The organism is Qipengyuania atrilutea, from assembly GCF_013370205.1.
In the GTDB taxonomy this organism is placed as follows: Bacteria; Pseudomonadota; Alphaproteobacteria; order Sphingomonadales; family Sphingomonadaceae; genus Actirhodobacter; species Actirhodobacter atriluteus.
This window is the reverse complement of record NZ_JABWGV010000002.1, coordinates 365,709-384,234: the sequence shown is the minus strand read 5'-3', so window position 1 is coordinate 384,234 and position 18,526 is coordinate 365,709. Positions and strand designations below refer to the sequence as shown.

The window sequence follows — 18,526 nt, the reverse complement described above, 5'->3', positions numbered from 1 at the left end:
CTGCCTGTCCGAAACGCAACTAGCGGTCGGGCTGATTACCCATTGCCTCGCCCAGACGAACCGCTCCTTCGGGCTTCCAGTCCGCGTTGAACGCGATGGCGTCTTTTTCGAACAGCATGATAACTGTCGAACCGAGCAGGAAGCGGCCCAACTCCTCGCCCTTTTCGAGCACGACCGGACTGTCCGAGTAATCCCATTCCGCCACGCGTCCGGACCGCTTGGGGTTGACCACGCCGTGCCAGACGGTCGCCATGCTGCCGACGATGGTCGCGCCGACGAGCACCATCACGAACGGACCGTGCGCTTCGGAATGAAATTCGCAGACGACGCGCTCGTTGCGCGCAAAAAGGCCCGGCACGCCCCGTGCGGTAACGGGATTGACGGAGAACAAGGCGCCGGGAACGTAGATCATCCGTTGCAGCCGCGCCGTGCAAGGCATGTGCAACCGGTGATAGTCCTTCGGCGAAAGATACAGGTTCGCGAAACTACCGTCGCGGAACTTGGCCGCCAGCTTTTCGTCTCCGCCGACGAGCTGCACCGTAGTGTATAGGTGCCCCTTCGCCTGCAGAATCTGATGGTTGTCTATATGTCCGAACTGGCTGATCGCGCCGTCGACCGGGCTGACGAAGTCAGCCGACGCCAGCGGCCGCGCCCCTTTCTTGAGAGGCCGGCCGAAGAAGTCGTTGAACGATGCGTAGCTCGCCAAGTCCGCATTTGCCGCCTCGCTCATATCGACGCCGTATTTCCGGGCGAACCAGCGGATCAGGCGGGTCGTAGCTCTGCCTCCGCGCGCGCCCGCTACTCGCCCGGCGAAGCTCGTGAGATGGCGCTTCGGAAGCAGATATTGAAAAAGAACGGAAAGACGATCGGACATCGAAACCTTATCGAAGATGCGGAATTACCGGCAAAGTCCCAGCCGTTGCTAGGGCAAGCTTTTTGCCGGGCAAAGGGCCAACCGCAACATATGGGGTCCGACAGTACCTAGGGCGTTCCGCCCCTTTCTCAAGCCAGCGGCATCGCCCGCCGACCGAGAAAGGTAGCGGCTTACGTTTTATTTGGCAGAAATATTGACGCTGCGTTCCGCGAGATCGCTGAGGTTTTCGTCGGTGTCGTAGATGTCCTCGGTGATCTTATCGAGCTTCTCGACGTGATCTTTTTTTCCGAGCGCATCAGCGAACGCCTTGGTCGTGCCGAAACCGCAAATGCCGTAGTGGCACATGCGCTGATACTGCGAAACGATCACGACGTCGCGCACGTCGCCGTCGGAAATGTCTTCCTCAAGCGCATGTTTGCGGGCTTCCTTCACGAGCCCTTCCATGCCCTTGCAATGCTCCTTCTCGCTTTCGCCCATGTCGTCGAGCAGCGACTTGATGACCTTGGTGTGCTCGGAGATGCCCTTGGCCCCTTTTTCGAGCTTGGATTTGAGCTTGCTGTCGCTGGCCTTGGCGGCAAGGTCGCGCACGACCTTCTCCATTTGATCGTTCGCGGACCAGAGGTCGGCGAGTTCGTGGGTATAACAATCTTCGAGATTCTTGGGGGCAGACATGATCGGTCCTCTTCCGTTGAATGACGTCCGCCAATCGTGCGGACCTTAATTGAAGCATGGCCGCCCTGTTGTGTTCCACAGCGCGTAACTAAAACGCTGCCCGTAAAAATCCCCGCTGATGGATTTTCCCGGCAAACACACATTTGTCATAAACAAAAGTTCTACGATCGATTTTCTGTAGCTGGCACCGCGTTCGCGCGAAGCGGACTTTATTTTTGCGAAGGTGCAACTTCTGCGAAATCGCCCCGTTGGTTTGGAGACCATTCATAATCGGAGCGATGATATGAGTAACCGCAATATCGGGTTAGCCGGGACGATTGCCGGCGTCGCGCTCGCTGCCGGCGGCGCCGCATTCGCTGGCTTTCTGTCGCAGCGCAGAAAGGGCGGGGACGACGATGCCCCGCTGTATACCCGCAAGCAGCCCGGAACGGACAACGCCATCGTCGGCAGGACCGTGACGATCCGCAAGCCGCGCGCCGAACTGTACAAATTCTGGCGCGATTTCCAGAACCTTCCCCAGTTCATGGAAAACGTCGAGACCATTCGCGAAGAAGGCGGCGCGCATGTCTGGGTGATCAAAGCTCCGGCCGGCCAGACAGTCAATGTGAAGACCGAGGTCAGCCAGGACCGCGAGAACGAGATGATCGCCTGGACCTCACTCGACGATTCCGACATCGAAACGAACGGCGAAGTTTCCTTCGAAGACGCGCCGGGCGATCGCGGTACGCGGGTATCGCTGGTCATGTTCTACGACGCGCCCGCCGGCGAACTCGGCCGCGCCATCGCAAAGCTGTTCCAGCGCGAACCGCAGGTGCAGGCGCGCCACGATCTCAAGCGCTTCAAGATGCTGATGGAAACCGGCGAAATCGCCACCTCGGCCCATACGAAAGATCAGACCCGAAAAGCCAAGCAACAGGAGAGCGGACAATGAGAGCACTTACCTGGCACGGCACGCACGATGTCCGCGTCGATACCGTCGACGATCCTGAAATCATCAATCCGCGCGATGCGATCCTCAAGATCACATCGACCGCCATCTGCGGCAGCGACTTGCATCTTTATGACGGCGTCATTCCCGGCGTACTTCCGGGCGACGTCCTCGGACACGAGTTCATGGGCGAGGTCGTGGAAACCGGAAGCGACAGTACGCTCAAGAAAGGCCAGCGCGTGGTCGTGCCTTTCACGATCGCCTGCGGCGGCTGCTTCCATTGCAACATCAAGCAGTACTCGGCTTGCGAAAATTCGAACCCGGCCGAGAAACAGGACATGTCCGCAACCCTCTACGGCCACCCGATGGCCGGGCTGTTCGGCTATTCGCACCTCACCGGCGGCTACTCGGGCGGGCAGGCTGAATATGTTCGCGTGCCGTTTTCCGACGTCGGCCCCATCGTGATTCCCGATCATCTGGAAGACGACAAGGTGCTGTTCCTGTCCGACATCCTCCCGACCGGCTGGATGGGTGCCGAGAACGCCGAAATCGAACCTGACGACACGGTAGCGGTCTGGGGCTGCGGTCCGGTCGGCCTGTTCGCGATCCAATCGGCGATCGTCATGGGCGCGAGCAAGGTCATCGCGATCGATCACTACCCGCACCGGCTGGAACTCGCGAAGCAACTTGGCGCAGAGGTGATCGACTTCCGCAAGACCGATGTGCGCGAGGCGCTGATGGAAATGTCGGGCGGGATCGGCTGCGACGCGGTGATCGATGCAGTCGGCATGGAAGCGCACGGTTTCGCGATCGACAACATGCTCGACATCGCGAAGCAGAAGATTGGCATCGGAGCGGACCGCGCAAGCGCGCTCAAACAGGCCATTCTCGCCGTCCGGCCGGGCGGCAGGGTCTCGATCCCAGGCGTCTACGGCGGCATGACCGACAAGTTTCCGCTCGGCGCGCTGATGGAAAAGGGCCTGCAGGTTCGCACCGGCCAGACTCACGTGCAGCGCTATACCAAGGATCTGCTCGAGAAGATCGAGGACGGAATGCTCGATACGACGTTCCTTATCTCGCACCGGCTGCCGCTGGAAGACGCTGCTCGTGGCTACAAGAATTTCAGGGAAGAACAGGACAGCTGGACCAAGGTTATCCTCAAACCCGGCATGGAACAGGAGAAAGCTGCATGAGCAAGAACCCCATCGACAAACTGACCGGCTACTGCGTCGTCACCGGCGCTTCCAGCGGGATCGGCCTGGAACTGGCCAAGCTGGCTGCCAAGGACGGCTGCGCGCTGCTGCTCGTCGCCGACCGCGACCTGACCGAAGCCGAAAACGCCGCGAAGCAGCATGGTGCATCGGATGTAGAGACGTTGAAGGTCGACCTCGGCACGAAGGACGGGGTGGAAACCCTGGCGAAGAAAATCGGCAATCGGCCCGTCGACGCGCTGATCGCCAATGCCGGACATGGGCTCGGCGACGCCTTTCTTACCCAGGAATGGGACGATATCGCGCATGTCATCGATACCAACGTAAAAGGCACGGTATCGCTGATTCACAAGCTTGGCGCGGAGATGGTGCTGCGTAACGAAGGACGCATTCTCGTCACCGGCTCGATCGCGGGCGATATGCCCGGCTCATACCAACTCGTCTATAATTCGACCAAGGCATTCGTGAACGATTTCTGCGTCGGCCTCGCCAATGAACTGAAGAACACCGAAGTCGTCGTTTCCTGCCTGATGCCTGGCGTGACCGATACGCAATTCTTCGAGCGGGCGGACATGGAAGATACGCAGGCCGGGCAGATGAAGAACAAGGCCGATCCGGCGAAGGTCGCGCGCGACGGTTACGACGCGCTGCTGAGAGGCGAGACGCAGGAAGTCAGCGGCTTCATGAACAAGGTGCAAGACGTGTTCGCCGGCATACTGCCCGACGAACTGGTGGCGAAAATGCACCGCCGCCTCGCCAAACCGGAATAGCATCACGCAAGGGGTCTGGCTGGCGCCGGACCCCTTCGCTTGCTTCAGCCGGACAACGTCTTGCGGTTAACGCCCGCTATTCCAGTTCGAGAATGACTTCGTCCACTGCGAGGCTGTCGCCCTCGCCTGCATTGATGACGGCGATCGTACCGGCCTTTTCGGCGCGCAAAATGTTCTCCATCTTCATCGCCTCGACCGTGGCGAGCGGTTGTCCCGGCTGCACTTCCTCGCCCTTTTCCACGTGCAGCTTCACCAGCAGGCCGGGCATCGGGCAGATGAGCATTTTCGAGGTGTCGGGCGGTATCTTCTCGATCATGTGATCGGCCAGATGCGCCACGCGCTGCGGCAGTATCCGTAAGTGGTGCGTCGCACCCCGGGTCGTCACCGCATAGCCGGTCCGGGTCGGCTTCAGCTGGATGGTGAGCGTCTCGTCATCTGCCTCCACTTCGACCATCCGGTCACCCGGCGTGTACTCCATGGCGAGCGCCACGTCCTCGCCGTCCACCGTGATCGCGTCCTCTTCCAGCCGCACCGCATAGTCGCGGTCTTCGATCCGCACCGCCCAGTCGCCGGGAGGATGGACCCGGCCGTTCAGCCTCTGGTCGATCCGGCGGGCGCGGTCGGCATCGACCGTGGCGATGACGCCGCCGATGGCCGCGAGTGACCGTTTCAATTCTTCGCTGGCCGCAGCGCCATCGAAGCCTTCGGGATATTCCTCGGCAATGAAGCCGGTCGTCAGTTCGGCCGAGCGAAACCGCGGATGCTGCATGATGGCGGAGAGGAAATCAACATTGTGCCCCGGCCCCTCGATCCGGAAGGCATCGAGCGCGGCGACCTGCAGGTCAGCCGCCTCGTCGCGCGTTTCGCCCCAGGTGACGAGCTTGGCGATCATCGGATCGTAGAACATCGACACCTCGCCGCCCTCGGCAACGCCGTCATCCACCCGGACGCCGCCGACACCGCGCGTGTCGTTCTTGGCACCGTCGCTCGCCCACGGCTCTACCGGCGGTTCGTAACGCACCAGCCGCCCGATGCTGGGCAGAAACCCGCGGTAGGGATCTTCGGCATAGACGCGGTTCTCGATCGCCCATCCGTCGATACCGATGTCGTCCTGCGTCATGGCGAGCTCCTCGCCCGCAGCGACCCGGATCATCTGCTCGACAAGGTCGATGCCGGTGATCATCTCGGTCACCGGATGTTCGACCTGGAGCCGGGTGTTCATCTCGAGGAAGTAGAAGCTCTCGCCCGACTTGTCCGCGCCGCTGACGATCAGTTCGACCGTCCCGGCGGAATGATAATCGACCGCCCGCGAGAGCGCCACCGCCTGCTCGCCCATCGCTTTCCGCATCTTATCGGTGACGAACGGCGACGGAGCCTCCTCGACCACTTTCTGGTGACGCCGCTGGATCGAGCATTCGCGCTCGTTCAGATAGAGGATGTTGCCGTGCTTATCGCCGAGGATCTGGATCTCGATATGGCGCGGATCCTCGATGAACTTCTCGATGAAGACGCGGTCGTCGCCGAAGCTCGCCTTGCCCTCGCGCCGTGTCGCTTCGAAGCCCTCGCGCACGTCCTCGTCGTTCCAGGCGAGCCGCATTCCCTTGCCGCCGCCGCCCGCGCTGGCCTTCATCATCACCGGATAGCCGATGTCGTTCGCCCATTTGAGAGCATCCTCGGTGCTCTCGATCGCATCGGGCGAGCCGGGCACGGTGTTGACGCCCGCTTCCTTCGCAAGCCGCTTGGATTCGATCTTGTCGCCCATCGCCGCAATTGCGCTCGCCGGCGGGCCGATAAAGGCGATCCCAGCAGCGTCCAATGCCTCTACGAAGCTCGCACGCTCGGACAGAAAGCCGTAGCCCGGATGCACCGCGTCCGCACCCGTTTCCTTGCACGCGGCGATGATCTTGTCGGCCACGAGATAGCTTTCCGCAGCCTGCGGCGGACCGATGTGCACCGCCTCGTCCGCCATCTTCACGAACGGCGCCCGCGCGTCGGCATCGGAATAGACGGCGACCGTCGCGATACCCATGCGGCGCGCGGTCTTGATGACCCGGCACGCGATTTCGCCGCGGTTGGCGATGAGGATTTTGTTGAACATCAGTTTGGTTGATCCGCATATTGGCGCAGCAGCTTCGTGCGCGCGAGAGTGAGTTCTTCCATGCAATTATTCTGGACGAGCGGCCAGATGGTACCGCTTTCCGGCGTGCGCTCTCCGGCAACCGCAAGGCAATGCGCATCACGGTAAGCGAGCCATTTGCGCTGCGCATCGAGCAGCCGAGCGAAATGGTCTTTCGCCGCTCCCGCTTCCGCACTGCGCCGGTCGATCGACTTCGCAAGATCACGCGCCCGCTTCCACGCTGCGTTTAGCTGGGCATCGGCAGCGCGGTAATCTTCGAACGAGCACATATTTATGGCGCTCTGCGTCGACGGATCGGTGCAGTCGGCGGTAGGTTCGCCTCCAGCCTGTGCGGCAAGAAGAAGCGCGGCGAGGATCACTCGGCCGGCTCCGCGACCTTGCAGGCGCGAAGCGGTTCTTCCTGCTGCAGCGGCGTCATCCCGAGTTTCGCGAACAGGGCCGCGTCGCTGTCGTCGCCTGCGTTGGGCGCGGTCAGCAGCTTGTCGCCGGTGAAGATCGAGTTCGCGCCTGCCAGGAAGCACAGAGCCTGTGTCGCCTCGCTCATGCTCTCACGCCCGGCGGAGAGGCGCACCATACTCATCGGCATGGTAATGCGCGCCACCGCGACGGTGCGAACGAACTCGATATCGTCGATCTTGGCGAGCGGTGTATCGGCCAGCATGTCGCCCAGCACCGTGCCCTTGACCGGCACCAGCGCGTTGACCGGCACGCTTTCGGGATGCCGTTCGAGCGTGGCGAGCGTGTGGACGAACCCCACCCGGTCCTCGCGCGTTTCGCCCATGCCGACGATCCCGCCGCTGCATACGTTGATGCCCGCGTCGCGCACGTTCTGCAGCGTGTCGAGCCGGTCCTGGTAATTGCGCGTCGAGATCACGCGCTCGTAATATTCCGGCCCGGTGTCGACATTGTGGTTGTAGTAATCGAGGCCCGCTTCCTTGAGCATATCCGCCTGTCTCGGCGTCAGCATGCCCAGCGTCATGCAGGTTTCCAGCCCCATGGCGCGCACGCCCTTCACGATCTCGACGATCGCGGGCATGTCGCGGTCCTTTGGGTTGCGCCACGCCGCGCCCATGCAGAAGCGTTGGCTGCCCGCATCCTTGGCCTGCGCCGCGGTCTGAAGCACCGCGCGCACGTCCATCAGCTTGGTTGCTTCGACACCGCTATCGGCCTTCACCGACTGCGAGCAATAGCCGCAATCCTCCGGACACCCGCCGGTCTTGATGGAGAGCAGCGTACAGAGCTGCACCTGTTCGGGCGGATGATACTCGCGGTGTACCGTGGCCGCACGAAACAACAACTCGGTGAACGGTAGGTCGAACAGCGCCGCGATCTCGTCGCGGGTCCAGTCAGTGCGGATTTGGGTCATTTTATTGTGAACACCATCAAGAGAGCGATGCCGCCTAGTAGAACAGCTATCGGAATTCCGGGAAAGACATACCAAGGGGGTGACGCGCTTACTGGCCATGCGAGAACGCAGACCGCGAGGCCAAATATTGCATACAGAACCAAGCCAAGTCTTTGCTTGGAACTTAGCGTTTGCGTCTCCCCAAAGCTCACTCCGCCGCCTCCAGATCCTCGCCCGCAGGCGGCATATTGTGGCCCAGCAGGCGCAGCACGTCCGCCGCGCATTCGACCACATTGCTGCCCGGGCCGTAGATCCCTTGCACCCCGGCATCCCGCAGGAAGTCGTAGTCCTTCTGCGGGATCACGCCGCCGGCGATCACCTTGATATCCGGGCGGCCCGCATCCTTCAGCAGGCCGATGAGTTCGGGGATAAGCGTCTTGTGGCCCGCAGCAAGGCTGCTCGCGCCGATGGCGTCGACGTTCTGCTCCAGCGCCATGTCGCGGGTTTCCTCAGGCGTCTGGAACAGCGGGCCGGAGAGCACTTCGAAGCCCATATCGGCAAAGGCGCTCGCGATCACGTTTGCGCCGCGGTCGTGCCCGTCCTGCCCCATCTTGGCCACCATCAGTTTGGGCTTGTGACCCAGCCGCCGCTCGACCGCCTTCACGCCCTCGACCACCCGAGCGTAGCGATCATCGTCGCCGTAGGCTTCGGCAAACACGCCGCGCACCGGGGTCGGCAGCGTGTCGTAGCGGCCGAAGACATCCTCCATCGCGGAGGAAATTTCGCCCAGCGTCGCGTCGTGCCGCGCTGCCTCGACCGCAAGCGCCAGCACATTCGCTCCGCCGCCAGCGCCTTTGCGCAGCGCGTCGAGCGCTTTCAGGCACGCACCTTCGTCGCGACCCTCACGAACCTTCTCCAGCCGCGCAATCTGGCTACGGCGCACGGCGTGGTTGTCGACATCGAGCGTGTCGATCTCGTCTTCCTTCTCGCGCCGGTACTTGTTCACACCGACGATGACCGTCTCGCCGCGATCGACGCTGGCCTGCTTGGAAGCGGCAGCCCGCTCGATCTGCGCCTTGGGTTCGCCGCTGGCGACGTAGGCAGTCATCCCTCCCGCCGCCTCGACCTCGTCCAGCACCTTTTGCGCTTCTTGCCGAAGAGCATCGGTCAGGCTTTCGATGTAGTAGCTTCCGCCCAGCGGATCGGCGACGTTGGTCAGCCCGGCCTCATGCTGCAGAACGAGCTGCGTGTTGCGTGCGATGCGGGCGGAGAAGTCGGTCGGCAGCGCGATCGCCTCGTCCAAAGCATTGGTATGGAGCGACTGCGTGCCGCCCAGCACCGCTGCCATCGCCTCGATCGTGGTGCGGATGACGTTGTTGTAAGGGTCCTGCTCCTGCAAGCTTACGCCGCTGGTCTGGCAGTGGGTGCGCAGCATCTTCGACTTGTCGTTCTGCGCGCCGAGACCCTCCATGACATCGTGCCACAGATGCCGCGCCGCGCGCATCTTGGCGATCTCCATGAAGAAGTTCATGCCGATGCCCCAGAAGAAGCTGAGGCGCGGCGCGAAGGCGTCGATGTCGAGCCCCGCTTCCATCGCGCGCTTGGCGTATTCCTTGCCGTCGGCGATGGTGAAAGCGAGTTCCTGCACCGCCGTCGCACCGGCCTCGTGCATGTGGTAGCCGCTGATCGAGATCGAATTGAAGCGCGGCATGTGCTCGCTCGTGTACGCAATAATGTCGCGCACAATCCGCATCGATGGCTCGGGAGGGTAGATGTAAGTGTTGCGGACCATGAACTCCTTGAGGATGTCGTTTTGGATGGTCCCCGACAGGTCTTTCTGCGCCACGCCCGCGCGCTCGGCCGCGACGATGTAGAACGCCATGACCGGGATGACCGCGCCGTTCATGGTCATACTGACCGACATCTCGTTGAGCGGGATCTGGTCGAACAGGATTTCCATGTCGCGCACGGTGTCGATCGCGACGCCCGCCTTGCCGACATCGCCGACGACGCGGGGGTGGTCACTGTCGTAGCCGCGGTGCGTCGCGAGGTCGAAGGCGACCGACAGCCCCTTTTGCCCGGCGGCGAGATTGCGGCGGTAGAAGGCGTTCGATTCCTCCGCGGTGGAGAAGCCCGCATACTGCCGGATCGTCCACGGGCGGCCAGTGTACATCGACGCGTAAGGCCCGCGCGTGAACGGCGCGATGCCCGGCACGCCCGGGTCGAGGCCCTCGGTATCGTCGCTCGTGTAGAGCGGCTTGACGTCGATCCCTTCCGGCGTGTGCCAGGTGAGGTCGCGGCCCTTCACCTCCTTGTCGGCGAGGGTCTTCCAGTCGTCGTAAGTGGGCGTTTTATCCGTCATGTTCTTGCGACCGGCGCTCTCGGCACACGGTCTCTCTCCTCTTCGCGGAAATACCGCTAGAAGAAAGTGCAGCCCCCCGGCAAGTCCAGTGCGAACCGCCGGAGAGAAATTACGCGCGGGCACCCGCGGGAGATACGAAAGTTACAAGCTCGGCCGCTCAGTCGCCGGAAACAGGTACCGCCACGAAATCCGGCGCGCCGCCGCCCAGCGCCACGAACAGCGTCGCGCGGTTCTGCAGCCATGCGCGCTCGGTCGCGAGGAGCTGTTGGCGGGCGCTGAACAGGTTGCGTTCCGCATCGAGCACTTCGAGATAGTCGGCCACTCCTTCACGGTAGCGCAGGCGCGCGATGCGGGCGATCCGCTCCTGCGCGGTAACGGCGCGCTCCAGCGTCTCGACCTGTTCGGCGAGCCAGCGGCGGCCTGCAAGCGCATCCGAAACTTCGCGGAAGGCGCCCTGCACTGTGCGGTCGTAATTGGCGACCTGCTCGACTTCGAGCGCCTGCGCCAAATCGAGATTGGCTTCGCGTGCGCCCCAGTCGAAGATCGGCAGCGAAATGCTCGGCCCGAAGTTCCAGCCGAGCGCGTCGCCCGAGAACAGGCCGTCGAGGCTGCTCGAAGCGAGACCTGCATTGCCGGTCAGCGAGATCGTCGGGAAAAACGCCGCTCGCGCCGCACCGATGTTGGCCCGCGCGGCGCGTAGCTGTTCCTCGGCGGCGATGATGTCAGGCCTGACGAGCAGGAGATCGGACGGTAGGCCCGCCGCGAGCCGGCGCTTGTCGCCCTGCGCTTCGAGCGAGAGCGGCGCAGGCAACGCCTCCGGCACCGTTCCGCCTACGAGCACCGCCAGCTGGTTGCGGAGCCGAGCCAGGGCGAGGCGCTCCGCTGCCAGCTGCTGCTCGGCCTGCGTCAGCAGGGTTTCTGCCTGCCGGTAGGGCAAGGCCGAAGTCACGCCGTTGTCGAGCCGCAGTTTCGCGATCCTCAGGCCCTCGCGGCGGCTTTCGGCCGTCTGCTCGGCGAGCGCGATCTGCTCCTGCGTTTCGACGATCTCGAAATAGGTGTTCGCGGTGTCGGCAATCAGTGAGAGGTAGAACGCACGCTGCGCCGCGACGGTGGCGAGATATTCCGCACGTGCCGCTTCGGTCAGGCTGGCGACGCGGCCCCAGAAGTCGAGCTCGAATGCGCTGACCCCTACGCCGACGTCGAAGCGGTTGAAGGTGACGGAAGACGGCGCGCCTTCCACGTCTCCGGTATCGAGCGCGGGGTTGACGCCCAGCGGCTGGCGCGTGCGGGTTCCGCTTGCATCAGCGACGATGGTCGGCAGGCTGCGGCTGTCCTCGATGCGGTAGCGGGCGCGCGCCTGCTCGATCCGCGCAGTCGCGGCGAGAAGGTCGCGGTTGTTCTCGAGCGCGCTGCCGATCAGCACGACGAGCCGCGGGTCGGCGAACCATTCGCGGTAGGAAAGCTGCGAAGCCACCACTTCACCGTCGGGACGGTAGTCGGGATCGAACGCCGGCGCACTCGCGAGCGGAGGCCGCGTATGCTCGGGCGCCATACTCGCGCATCCCGCAAGCGCGGTGGTGGAAAGCACAAATGCTACAACGCGGGCGGGAAAACGGATCATGTCGTAGCCTCTTCCTGCGTGGGGCCGTGCAGCCGTCCTGCCAGCGGTCCTTCGTGCTGCGGATTGCCCTCGTGTCCGCCGGTCGCGGTGGGCTGCCTTCGGCTGATGTTGCGCCTTACCAGCAGGTACAGCACGGGAATGAGGAAAATGCCGAGCACCGTCGCCGCGATCATGCCTCCCATCACGCCGGTTCCGACCGCGATCCGGCTTGCCGCGCCCGCCCCACTTGAGAGCACCAGCGGGACCATGCCCATGGTGAAGGCGAGCGAGGTCATGATGATCGGACGCAGACGCAGGCGCGCCGCCGCCTTGACCGCCTCGATCCGCGAGAGGCCGCGCTCTTCCTCTTCGATGGCAAACTCGACGATCAGGATCGCGTTCTTTGCTGCCAGACCGATGATCGTGATGAGACCCACGTTGAAATAGATGTCCGCCGACAGCCCGCGCAGCATCGAGAACAGCACCGCACCCAGCACGCCCATCGGAACGATCAGCAGCACCGCGAGCGGCACCGCCCAGCTTTCGTAGAGCGCGGCGAGCACGAGGAACACGATCACGACCGATAGGCCCAGCAGCAAGCCGATCTGCCCGCCCGCCTGCTTTTCCTCGTAGGAAATACCGGTCCACTCGTAGCCAATGCCCGGCGGCAGTTCGCTGGCGAGACGCTCCATCTCGGCGAGCGCAGCACCGGAAGATTCGCCGGGTGCCGCCATGCCGGACAGCGTCATCGCCGGATAACCGTTGTAGCGGGCAAGGCTGGCAGGCGCAGCCGACCAGTCGGCACTGGCGAAGGCGCTGAACGGCACGAGTTCACCTTGAGCGTTCGGAATGCGCAGTGAAAGGACGTCTTCCGGCGTCATCCGGTACGGCGCGTCGGCCTGTACCAGCACCTGCAGCACCCTGCCCTCGCGGTTGAAGTCATTGGCGTAGGCCGAGCCGAAAGTGATGGAGAGAGCGGCGTTGACATCGTTCAGCGACAGGCCGAGCGCACGAGCCTGCACCCGGTCGATGTCGATCGCCACCTGCGGGCTCGGACCCTGATCCTCGGGCCTTAGATTGGCGATGACCGGGTTCTGCGACGCCGCGCCCAGAAGCTGATCGCGTGCAGCGGTAAGCGCCTCGCGCCCAACCCCTCCCCGGTCCTGCAGCTTGAGCGTGAAACCGCTTGCCTGGCCCAGCGACTGGATCGCGGGCGGCTGGATAACGAAGGCGATCGCCTCGTCGACCTGCCCGAACCGGCCCATCGCCTGCCCGAGTATCTCGGCGGCGCCGCTTCCTTCGGCGGTGCGTTCGTCCCACGGCTTGAACGCGGCGAACATGATCGCGTTGTTCTGCCCTTGCCCGAAGAAGCTGAAGCCGCGCACGACGACGAGGTCTTCCACTTCCTCGCGCGCAAGCCAGAAATCGGTGATCGGTTCGAGTGCTTCGTCGGTGCGTTCCTGCGTCGCGCCCGGCGGTGCCTGTACCGCCGTTATGAGATAACCCTGGTCTTCGGTCGGCAGGAATCCCGAGGGGAGCCGCGCGAACAGGAGGACGGTGACAACGGCGAGCGCCGCGAACACGGCGAAGCCGCGCCACGGACGGGACAGGATGCGGTCGTTCGCACGTCCGTATTTCTCCTGCATCCGCGCGAACCAGCGGTTGAACCCGGCGAAGAAATTCGCGGCCCGGTAGCGGGCGCGCGCCATAACTCCGCGCCAGCCAGGCTGCGCTTCGGCTTCGGTATCGTGCACAGGACCTTCGGCATGGTCTTCGCCTTGCTTGATCGGCTTCAGGAACGTCGCGCACAGCGCCGGGGTCAGCGACAGTGCGAGGAACGCCGAGAAGAAGATCGCTATGGCCAGCGTGACGGAGAACTGGCGGTAGATGCCGCCGGTCGATCCGGGGAAGAAGGCCATTGGCACGAACACCGCGATCAGGACGAGCGTGATCCCGATGATCGCGCCGGTAATCTGCCCCATCGCCTTGCGCGTCGCTTCCAGCGGCGGAAGTCCTTCCTCGCGCATGATGCGCTCGACGTTCTCGATTACGACGATGGCATCGTCGACGAGGATGCCGATCGCCAGCACCATGCCGAACAGTGAGAGGACATTGATGGAAAAGCCGAACAGCCACAGGCCGAGGCACGCACCCGCCAGCGCAATCGGAACCACCAGCGTCGGGATCAGCGTTGCGCGCCAGTTCTGGAGGAACAGGAACATGACGAGGAACACGAGCACCATCGCCTCGACCAGCGTCTTGACCACTTCCTCGACCGATGTCTCGACGAAGGGGGTCGTGTCATAGGGAACCGACCAGGTAACGTCGCCGGGCAGACCGGGCGCGATTTCCTCCATCCGCTCCTTGACGCCTTCCGCCGCTGCCAGCGCGTTCGCGCCGGTCGCCAGCTGGATGGCCATGCCCGCCATCGGCTTTCCGTTGAGTTCGGTAGAAGTGGCGTAGCTCTGTGCGCCGATCTCGACCCGCGCGACCTCGCCGAGGCGCACCACCGCCGCGCCGCTGTCGGCGCGCAGGATGATGTTCTCGAACTCCTCAACGGTCGAGAAGCGTCCGTCGGTCGCGATGGTGGCGGTGATTTGCTGCCCGCCGTCGAGCGGTCGCGCACCGATCGAGCCGCCGGCCGTCTGTGCATTCTGCTCGCGAATGGCGGCCAGAACCGCGGTAGGCGACAGGTTGTAGGATGCGAGGGCCTCGGGATCGAGCCAGATGCGCATCGCGTATTCGGAACCGAACAGCGTCACGTCTCCGACGCCGTTCACCCGGCGCAGTTCGTCGACGACGCGGGTCGCGGCGATATTGCCGAGGTCGGTCGTGTTGAATTGCCCGCTCGGCGAAGTCAGCGCGACGATCAGCAGGAACCCGGCATTGGCCTGCCGCACGGTAATGCCTTGACGCCGCACCTCTTCCGGAAGCCGCGCCTCGACCGTGCTGAGGCGGTTCTGCACCTCGGTCTGCGCGATGTCGATGTCGGTCCCCGCCTCGAAGGTCAGCGTGATCGTCGCGGCTCCGTTCGAACCGCTGGACGAGGACATGTAGAGGAAACCCTCGACCCCGTTCAGCTGCTGCTCGATCACCTGCGTCACGTTCTGTTCGAGCGTCTCGGCATCCGCGCCGGGATAGACGACATTGATGGCGAGCGAGGGCGGCGCGACTTCGGGATATTGCTCGATCGGAAGCGCGCGCAGGGCGATGAAGCCGGCGAGAAGGATGCCGAGCGAAACGACCCATGCGAAGATGGGGCGGTCGATGAAGAACCGTGCCATGCCTTAGTCGGCCTGTCCGGCCGTGGTCGGCGCGGGCGATGCGGCTGGCCGCTGTCCGGTGGGAGTGCGCATGATCTTGACCGGCGCGCCGGGGCGAACCTTCTGCAGATTGCTGACAATCACGCGGTCGCCCGCCTCAAGCCCGCTTTCGACGATCCAGTTGCCGTTGACCATCGCGCCAAGCGTAACCTGGCGCACCACCGCCTGGCCGTCGTTCACCACGAAGACCGTTCCGCCCTCTTCGGTCAGCGAGACCGCGCGCTGCGGTACGGTCAGGCCGTTCTGGACCTCGCCGGCGTAGATTTGTGCCCTAACGAACTCGCCGGGAAGCAGCAGGCGCTGCGGGTTGGGAAATTCGGCGCGCAGTTCGACGGTCCCCGTCTCCTGATCGACCGAGAAGGCGAGGAAATCGATATAGCCCGGCACCGGATATTCGGTTCCGTCGCTGAAGGTCAGGCGCACCTCGACCTGATCGTTCTCGTCGAGGTCGATCTCACCCGCGGTGATCGCACGGCGCAGGCGCAGCACTTCGCTCGCGGCCTGCGCGAAGCTGACGTAGACCGGCGAGATCTGTTCGATGGTCGTCAGCAGCGTGCCCTCCGCCTGGCTGACGAGCGCGCCTTCGGTAATCTGGGCGCGCCCTGCCCGTCCGGCGATCGGCGCGCGAACGGTGGTGTAGCCGAGCTGGAGCGAGGCCGCGTCGAGCTGCGCCCTGATCTGCGCGACATTCGCTTCCGCTTCGCGCGCAGCGGCAACGGCAGCGTCGTATTCCTGGCCGCTGATCGCGTCCTCCGCCACGAGCGGGCGGTAACGCTCGACTACCGCACGGGCATTCGCGGCGGTCGCCCTAGCTCGCGTTAGGGCAGCCTCGGTCTGGTTATAGCTGGCCCTGAGCTCGCGCGGATCGATCCGGAACAGCGGCTGCCCCTCCCGCACGTCGGTGCCTTCCTCGTAGAGCCGTTCCTGCACGATACCGGTTACGCGCGCGCGGACTTCCGCCGTACGGACCGGCTCGACCCTGCCCGGAAGCTCGATCACGTTAGGGACGGCCTGGGCAGTGACGGTCACCACCCGCACCGGCACTTCCTGAGGGGGTGCCTGCTCTTCGGGCTGGGAGCAACCGGCAAGCAGAAGGGCGGCCGCGAGGCATTGGAACAGGGACTTCATCGATTGCCGCTTTCGGTCAGCTATTGTGCAGGTGCGAAAGTGTAATAGGCATTACACCATTGCCTCGCAAGGCCGTTTCGTGGAGTCTCGCCAAATGTTTTCCGCTGCCGAATGTTGCCGACTGGACCGCCGCCGGCGTGCGCTGATCGCGGCTGCGCGGGAGCTGTTCGTCGAGCAAGGCTATGAAAAGACGGCGCTAAGCGAGATCGTGGAGCGTTCCGGCGGATCGCTTGCGACTGTCTACAAGCTGTTCGGCAACAAGGAGGGCATCCTCGAAGCCGTCGTGTTCGAAAAGGTTTCGTCCGGGGCGGCAATGGTCGACGAGGCGGCGAGCGGACGGGGAACCCCGGCGGAAATCCTACGGCGACTGGCAGGCCGCTTCCGAACGCATTTTCTCGACCCCGAAACGATCGCGCTGGTACGAATCGTCATTGCACGAAGCATCAACGACAAGAAATTCGCGCAGCAGTTTTTCGAACGCACGGCTACCCGCACGCTCGATGCGCTTACGGCCCTGTTCCGCTCGTGGAAGGCCGACGGCGTAAGGATGTCGGGCGAACCTGAAATTCTCGCCGAACTGTTCCTCGGCCTGTTCGTCAGCGACGTACACACCGAAGCGATCAGCCACGGTCTTGGCTCGCATTCCTGCTCGAAACGGTTCGATGACCGCATCGGGTTTTTCCTGATCGGCGCAGGCCTTGCAGAGGAACAGTTGAGCCCCTCCTGACCCGGCCTAGGTGCAGTTAAACCCCGCCTAGGCTACGTTGTGGACGCTTCAGTGCAGCGCCGTGCGATCCTTAGCGAAACGCAGCACCACATAGCCCGCTAGCGCGGCTACGATCGACCCGGAAAGCACGCCGATCCGGACCATGTCGAGGGTCGCCGGATCCGGAAACGCGAGCCCGCCGATGAACAGGCTCATCGTGAAACCGATGCCGCATAGCAGCGACAAGCCGTAGATCTGCATCCAGCTTGCCCCTTCCGGAAGCGGAGCAAGCCCAGCCCGCACCGCTGCGAAGATTGCGCCGAATATGCCGATCTGCTTGCCTACGACCAGCCCGAGCGCGATGCCGAGCGGCAGCGGCGACGCCAGCGAAGCAGGCGACATACCGCCGAGCGCAACCCCGGCGTTGAAGAATCCGAACAGCGGGATGACGCCGAAAGCGATCCACGGATGAAGCCCGTGTTCGAGGCGGTGCAGCGGAGAAACATCTTCAACTGCCTTGGTCGTAACCGCGTCCGCATTCCGGCGTGCGGCAGGCGAGAGCGGAATGGTCAGCGCCACCGCGACGCCCGCCAGCGTCGCATGAACACCAGATAGCAATACGGCGGCCCATACGCCGAGGCCGATCAGCCCATAAATCCATAAGCTGCGAACACCGGAGCGGTTGAGCACGGCAAGAAAAATTACGCCGGCAATACCGATGCCGAGCGGCAAAAGCGACAGATCCTCTGTAAAGAAGACGGCGATGATCGCGACCGCCACCAAGTCGTCGATCACGGCTATGGCGGTCAGCAACACTTTCAAGGAAACCGGTGCGCGGCTGCCGAGCAGCGCCAGAATGCCGAGCGCGAATGCGATGTCGGTCGCCGCCGGGATGGCCCACCCGCGCGCCAATGCCGGATCGCCGCCCGCGATGAGCAAGTAAACGATCGCCGGGACCGCGACGCCGCCGCCCGCGGCCAGCGCGGGCAGGATGCGCGAGGAAGCTGTCGACAGCTGCCCCTCGATAAACTCGCGCTTTATTTCTAGCCCGACCAGCAGGAAGAACAGCGCCATCAGCCCGTCGTTGATCCAGTAGGAGAGCGTCAGCGGGCCGATGTAGCTCGCCTTCGCTGCGAAATAGCCATCCGCGAACGGCGAGTTGGCGACCAGCAGTGCAGCCGCCGCGGCGGCCATCAACAGGATGCCGCCCGCCGCCTCGACGCGCATGAAGTCACGCAGGGCCGACAGCACGGCAGTCGGCGCGAGCTTGGAAAGGGTCTTCATACCGGTTCAGATCTCCGTGCGTGAACTGTCGAGCCTCGCCCCGCCGGAGCGGAGCGCGTTGTCGTATTCCAGATCAGATTTCGTCGCACGAGGCTAACGGTTTGCCGCTGGGAGCGCAAATCTGCCGGTCCGGTTTCTTCGGCGATCCGCCGGCAACGAAGGGTTGTGTGAGCGATATTAATGGAT

At 63.7% G+C, this 18,526-nt stretch carries 14 protein-coding genes; 4 read left to right on the top strand and 10 right to left on the bottom strand.

Going from position 1 to position 18,526, the window contains the following annotated elements:
• Window positions 1-19: 19 nt before the first annotated feature.
• Both asd and HUV48_RS06870 read right to left on the bottom strand, forming a co-directional pair.
• The gene (asd, locus tag HUV48_RS06875; protein WP_176267045.1) at window positions 20-874 is read right to left on the bottom strand and encodes an archaetidylserine decarboxylase; all 855 of its coding nucleotides are present in this window, start codon (window positions 872-874) and stop codon (window positions 20-22) included.
• A 177-nt stretch (window positions 875-1,051) separates the two neighbouring features.
• A complete protein-coding gene (locus HUV48_RS06870; protein ID WP_176267044.1) occupies window positions 1,052-1,546 on the bottom strand; it encodes a YciE/YciF ferroxidase family protein in 495 nt (164 codons plus the stop codon).
• 283 nt (window positions 1,547-1,829) lie between these two features.
• Here HUV48_RS06870 and HUV48_RS06865 point away from each other — a divergent pair, with 283 nt between their 5' ends.
• The 3 genes from HUV48_RS06865 to HUV48_RS06855 are packed head-to-tail and all read left to right on the top strand — an operon-like array spanning window position 1,830 to window position 4,455.
• Complete coding sequence (locus tag HUV48_RS06865) at window positions 1,830-2,477, top strand: SRPBCC family protein (RefSeq protein ID WP_176267043.1); 648 nt, start codon at window positions 1,830-1,832, stop codon at window positions 2,475-2,477.
• Window positions 2,474-3,667 carry a zinc-dependent alcohol dehydrogenase gene (locus HUV48_RS06860; protein WP_176267042.1) on the top strand — a complete coding sequence of 398 codons (1,194 nt, stop codon included), beginning with the start codon at window positions 2,474-2,476 and terminating at the stop codon, window positions 3,665-3,667. The genes HUV48_RS06865 and HUV48_RS06860 overlap by 4 nt, the downstream gene beginning before the upstream one ends.
• Window positions 3,664-4,455 (top strand): SDR family NAD(P)-dependent oxidoreductase, encoded by a 792-nt coding sequence (locus HUV48_RS06855; RefSeq protein ID WP_176267041.1) that lies wholly within the window; start codon window positions 3,664-3,666, stop codon window positions 4,453-4,455. Before HUV48_RS06860 ends, HUV48_RS06855 begins: the two co-directional genes overlap by 4 nt.
• Window positions 4,456-4,531: 76 nt before the next feature.
• On the opposite strand, the gene HUV48_RS06850 is transcribed toward HUV48_RS06855, so the two are convergent.
• The 7 genes from HUV48_RS06850 to HUV48_RS06820 form a co-directional block, all read right to left on the bottom strand.
• Window positions 4,532-6,553, bottom strand: coding sequence for an acetyl-CoA carboxylase biotin carboxylase subunit (locus tag HUV48_RS06850; RefSeq protein WP_176267040.1), 2,022 nt, complete (start codon window positions 6,551-6,553; stop codon window positions 4,532-4,534).
• Complete coding sequence (locus tag HUV48_RS06845) at window positions 6,553-6,951, bottom strand: lysozyme inhibitor LprI family protein (protein ID WP_318656062.1); 399 nt, start codon at window positions 6,949-6,951, stop codon at window positions 6,553-6,555. The genes HUV48_RS06850 and HUV48_RS06845 overlap by 1 nt, the downstream gene beginning before the upstream one ends.
• A complete protein-coding gene (bioB, locus tag HUV48_RS06840) occupies window positions 6,948-7,958 on the bottom strand; it encodes a biotin synthase BioB (RefSeq protein WP_176267039.1) in 1,011 nt (336 codons plus the stop codon). Before bioB ends, HUV48_RS06845 begins: the two co-directional genes overlap by 4 nt.
• Window positions 7,959-8,145: 187 nt before the next feature.
• Window positions 8,146-10,299 (bottom strand): methylmalonyl-CoA mutase, encoded by a 2,154-nt coding sequence (gene scpA / locus HUV48_RS06835; RefSeq protein ID WP_176267038.1) that lies wholly within the window; start codon window positions 10,297-10,299, stop codon window positions 8,146-8,148.
• Between the two features lie 157 nt (window positions 10,300-10,456).
• Entirely contained in the window at window positions 10,457-11,920 is a 1,464-nt protein-coding gene (locus tag HUV48_RS06830) for an efflux transporter outer membrane subunit (RefSeq protein WP_176267037.1), read from the bottom strand.
• Entirely contained in the window at window positions 11,917-15,183 is a 3,267-nt protein-coding gene (locus HUV48_RS06825) for a multidrug efflux RND transporter permease subunit (protein ID WP_176267036.1), read from the bottom strand. Before HUV48_RS06825 ends, HUV48_RS06830 begins: the two co-directional genes overlap by 4 nt.
• Before the next feature lie 3 nt (window positions 15,184-15,186).
• Window positions 15,187-16,350, bottom strand: coding sequence for an efflux RND transporter periplasmic adaptor subunit (locus HUV48_RS06820; RefSeq protein WP_176267035.1), 1,164 nt, complete (start codon window positions 16,348-16,350; stop codon window positions 15,187-15,189).
• 94 nt (window positions 16,351-16,444) lie between these two features.
• Between HUV48_RS06820 and HUV48_RS06815 the strand changes: the two genes are divergently transcribed.
• The gene (locus HUV48_RS06815) at window positions 16,445-17,077 is read left to right on the top strand and encodes a TetR/AcrR family transcriptional regulator (RefSeq protein WP_176267327.1); all 633 of its coding nucleotides are present in this window, start codon (window positions 16,445-16,447) and stop codon (window positions 17,075-17,077) included.
• Between the two features lie 48 nt (window positions 17,078-17,125).
• On the opposite strand, the gene nhaA is transcribed toward HUV48_RS06815, so the two are convergent.
• Entirely contained in the window at window positions 17,126-18,340 is a 1,215-nt protein-coding gene (gene nhaA / locus HUV48_RS06810; RefSeq protein WP_176267034.1) for a Na+/H+ antiporter NhaA, read from the bottom strand.
• Window positions 18,341-18,526: the final 186 nt, after the last annotated feature.

Bases quoted from the DNA above. Each gene is read 5' to 3' on its own strand.
- asd (WP_176267045.1), bottom strand. From the start codon at position 874: ATGTCCGATCGTCTTTCCGTTCTTTTTCAATATCTGCTTCCGAAGCGC.
- HUV48_RS06870 (WP_176267044.1), bottom strand. From the start codon at position 1,546: ATGTCTGCCCCCAAGAATCTCGAAGATTGTTATACCCACGAACTCGCC.
- HUV48_RS06865 (WP_176267043.1), top strand. From the start codon at position 1,830: ATGAGTAACCGCAATATCGGGTTAGCCGGGACGATTGCCGGCGTCGCG.
- HUV48_RS06860 (WP_176267042.1), top strand. From the start codon at position 2,474: ATGAGAGCACTTACCTGGCACGGCACGCACGATGTCCGCGTCGATACC.
- HUV48_RS06855 (WP_176267041.1), top strand. From the start codon at position 3,664: ATGAGCAAGAACCCCATCGACAAACTGACCGGCTACTGCGTCGTCACC.
- HUV48_RS06850 (WP_176267040.1), bottom strand. From the start codon at position 6,553: ATGTTCAACAAAATCCTCATCGCCAACCGCGGCGAAATCGCGTGCCGG.
- bioB (WP_176267039.1), bottom strand. From the start codon at position 7,958: ATGACCCAAATCCGCACTGACTGGACCCGCGACGAGATCGCGGCGCTG.
- scpA (WP_176267038.1), bottom strand. From the start codon at position 10,299: ATGACGGATAAAACGCCCACTTACGACGACTGGAAGACCCTCGCCGAC.
- HUV48_RS06830 (WP_176267037.1), bottom strand. From the start codon at position 11,920: ATGATCCGTTTTCCCGCCCGCGTTGTAGCATTTGTGCTTTCCACCACC.
- HUV48_RS06825 (WP_176267036.1), bottom strand. From the start codon at position 15,183: ATGGCACGGTTCTTCATCGACCGCCCCATCTTCGCATGGGTCGTTTCG.
- HUV48_RS06820 (WP_176267035.1), bottom strand. From the start codon at position 16,350: ATGAAGTCCCTGTTCCAATGCCTCGCGGCCGCCCTTCTGCTTGCCGGT.
- HUV48_RS06815 (WP_176267327.1), top strand. From the start codon at position 16,445: ATGTTTTCCGCTGCCGAATGTTGCCGACTGGACCGCCGCCGGCGTGCG.
- nhaA (WP_176267034.1), bottom strand. From the start codon at position 18,340: ATGAAGACCCTTTCCAAGCTCGCGCCGACTGCCGTGCTGTCGGCCCTG.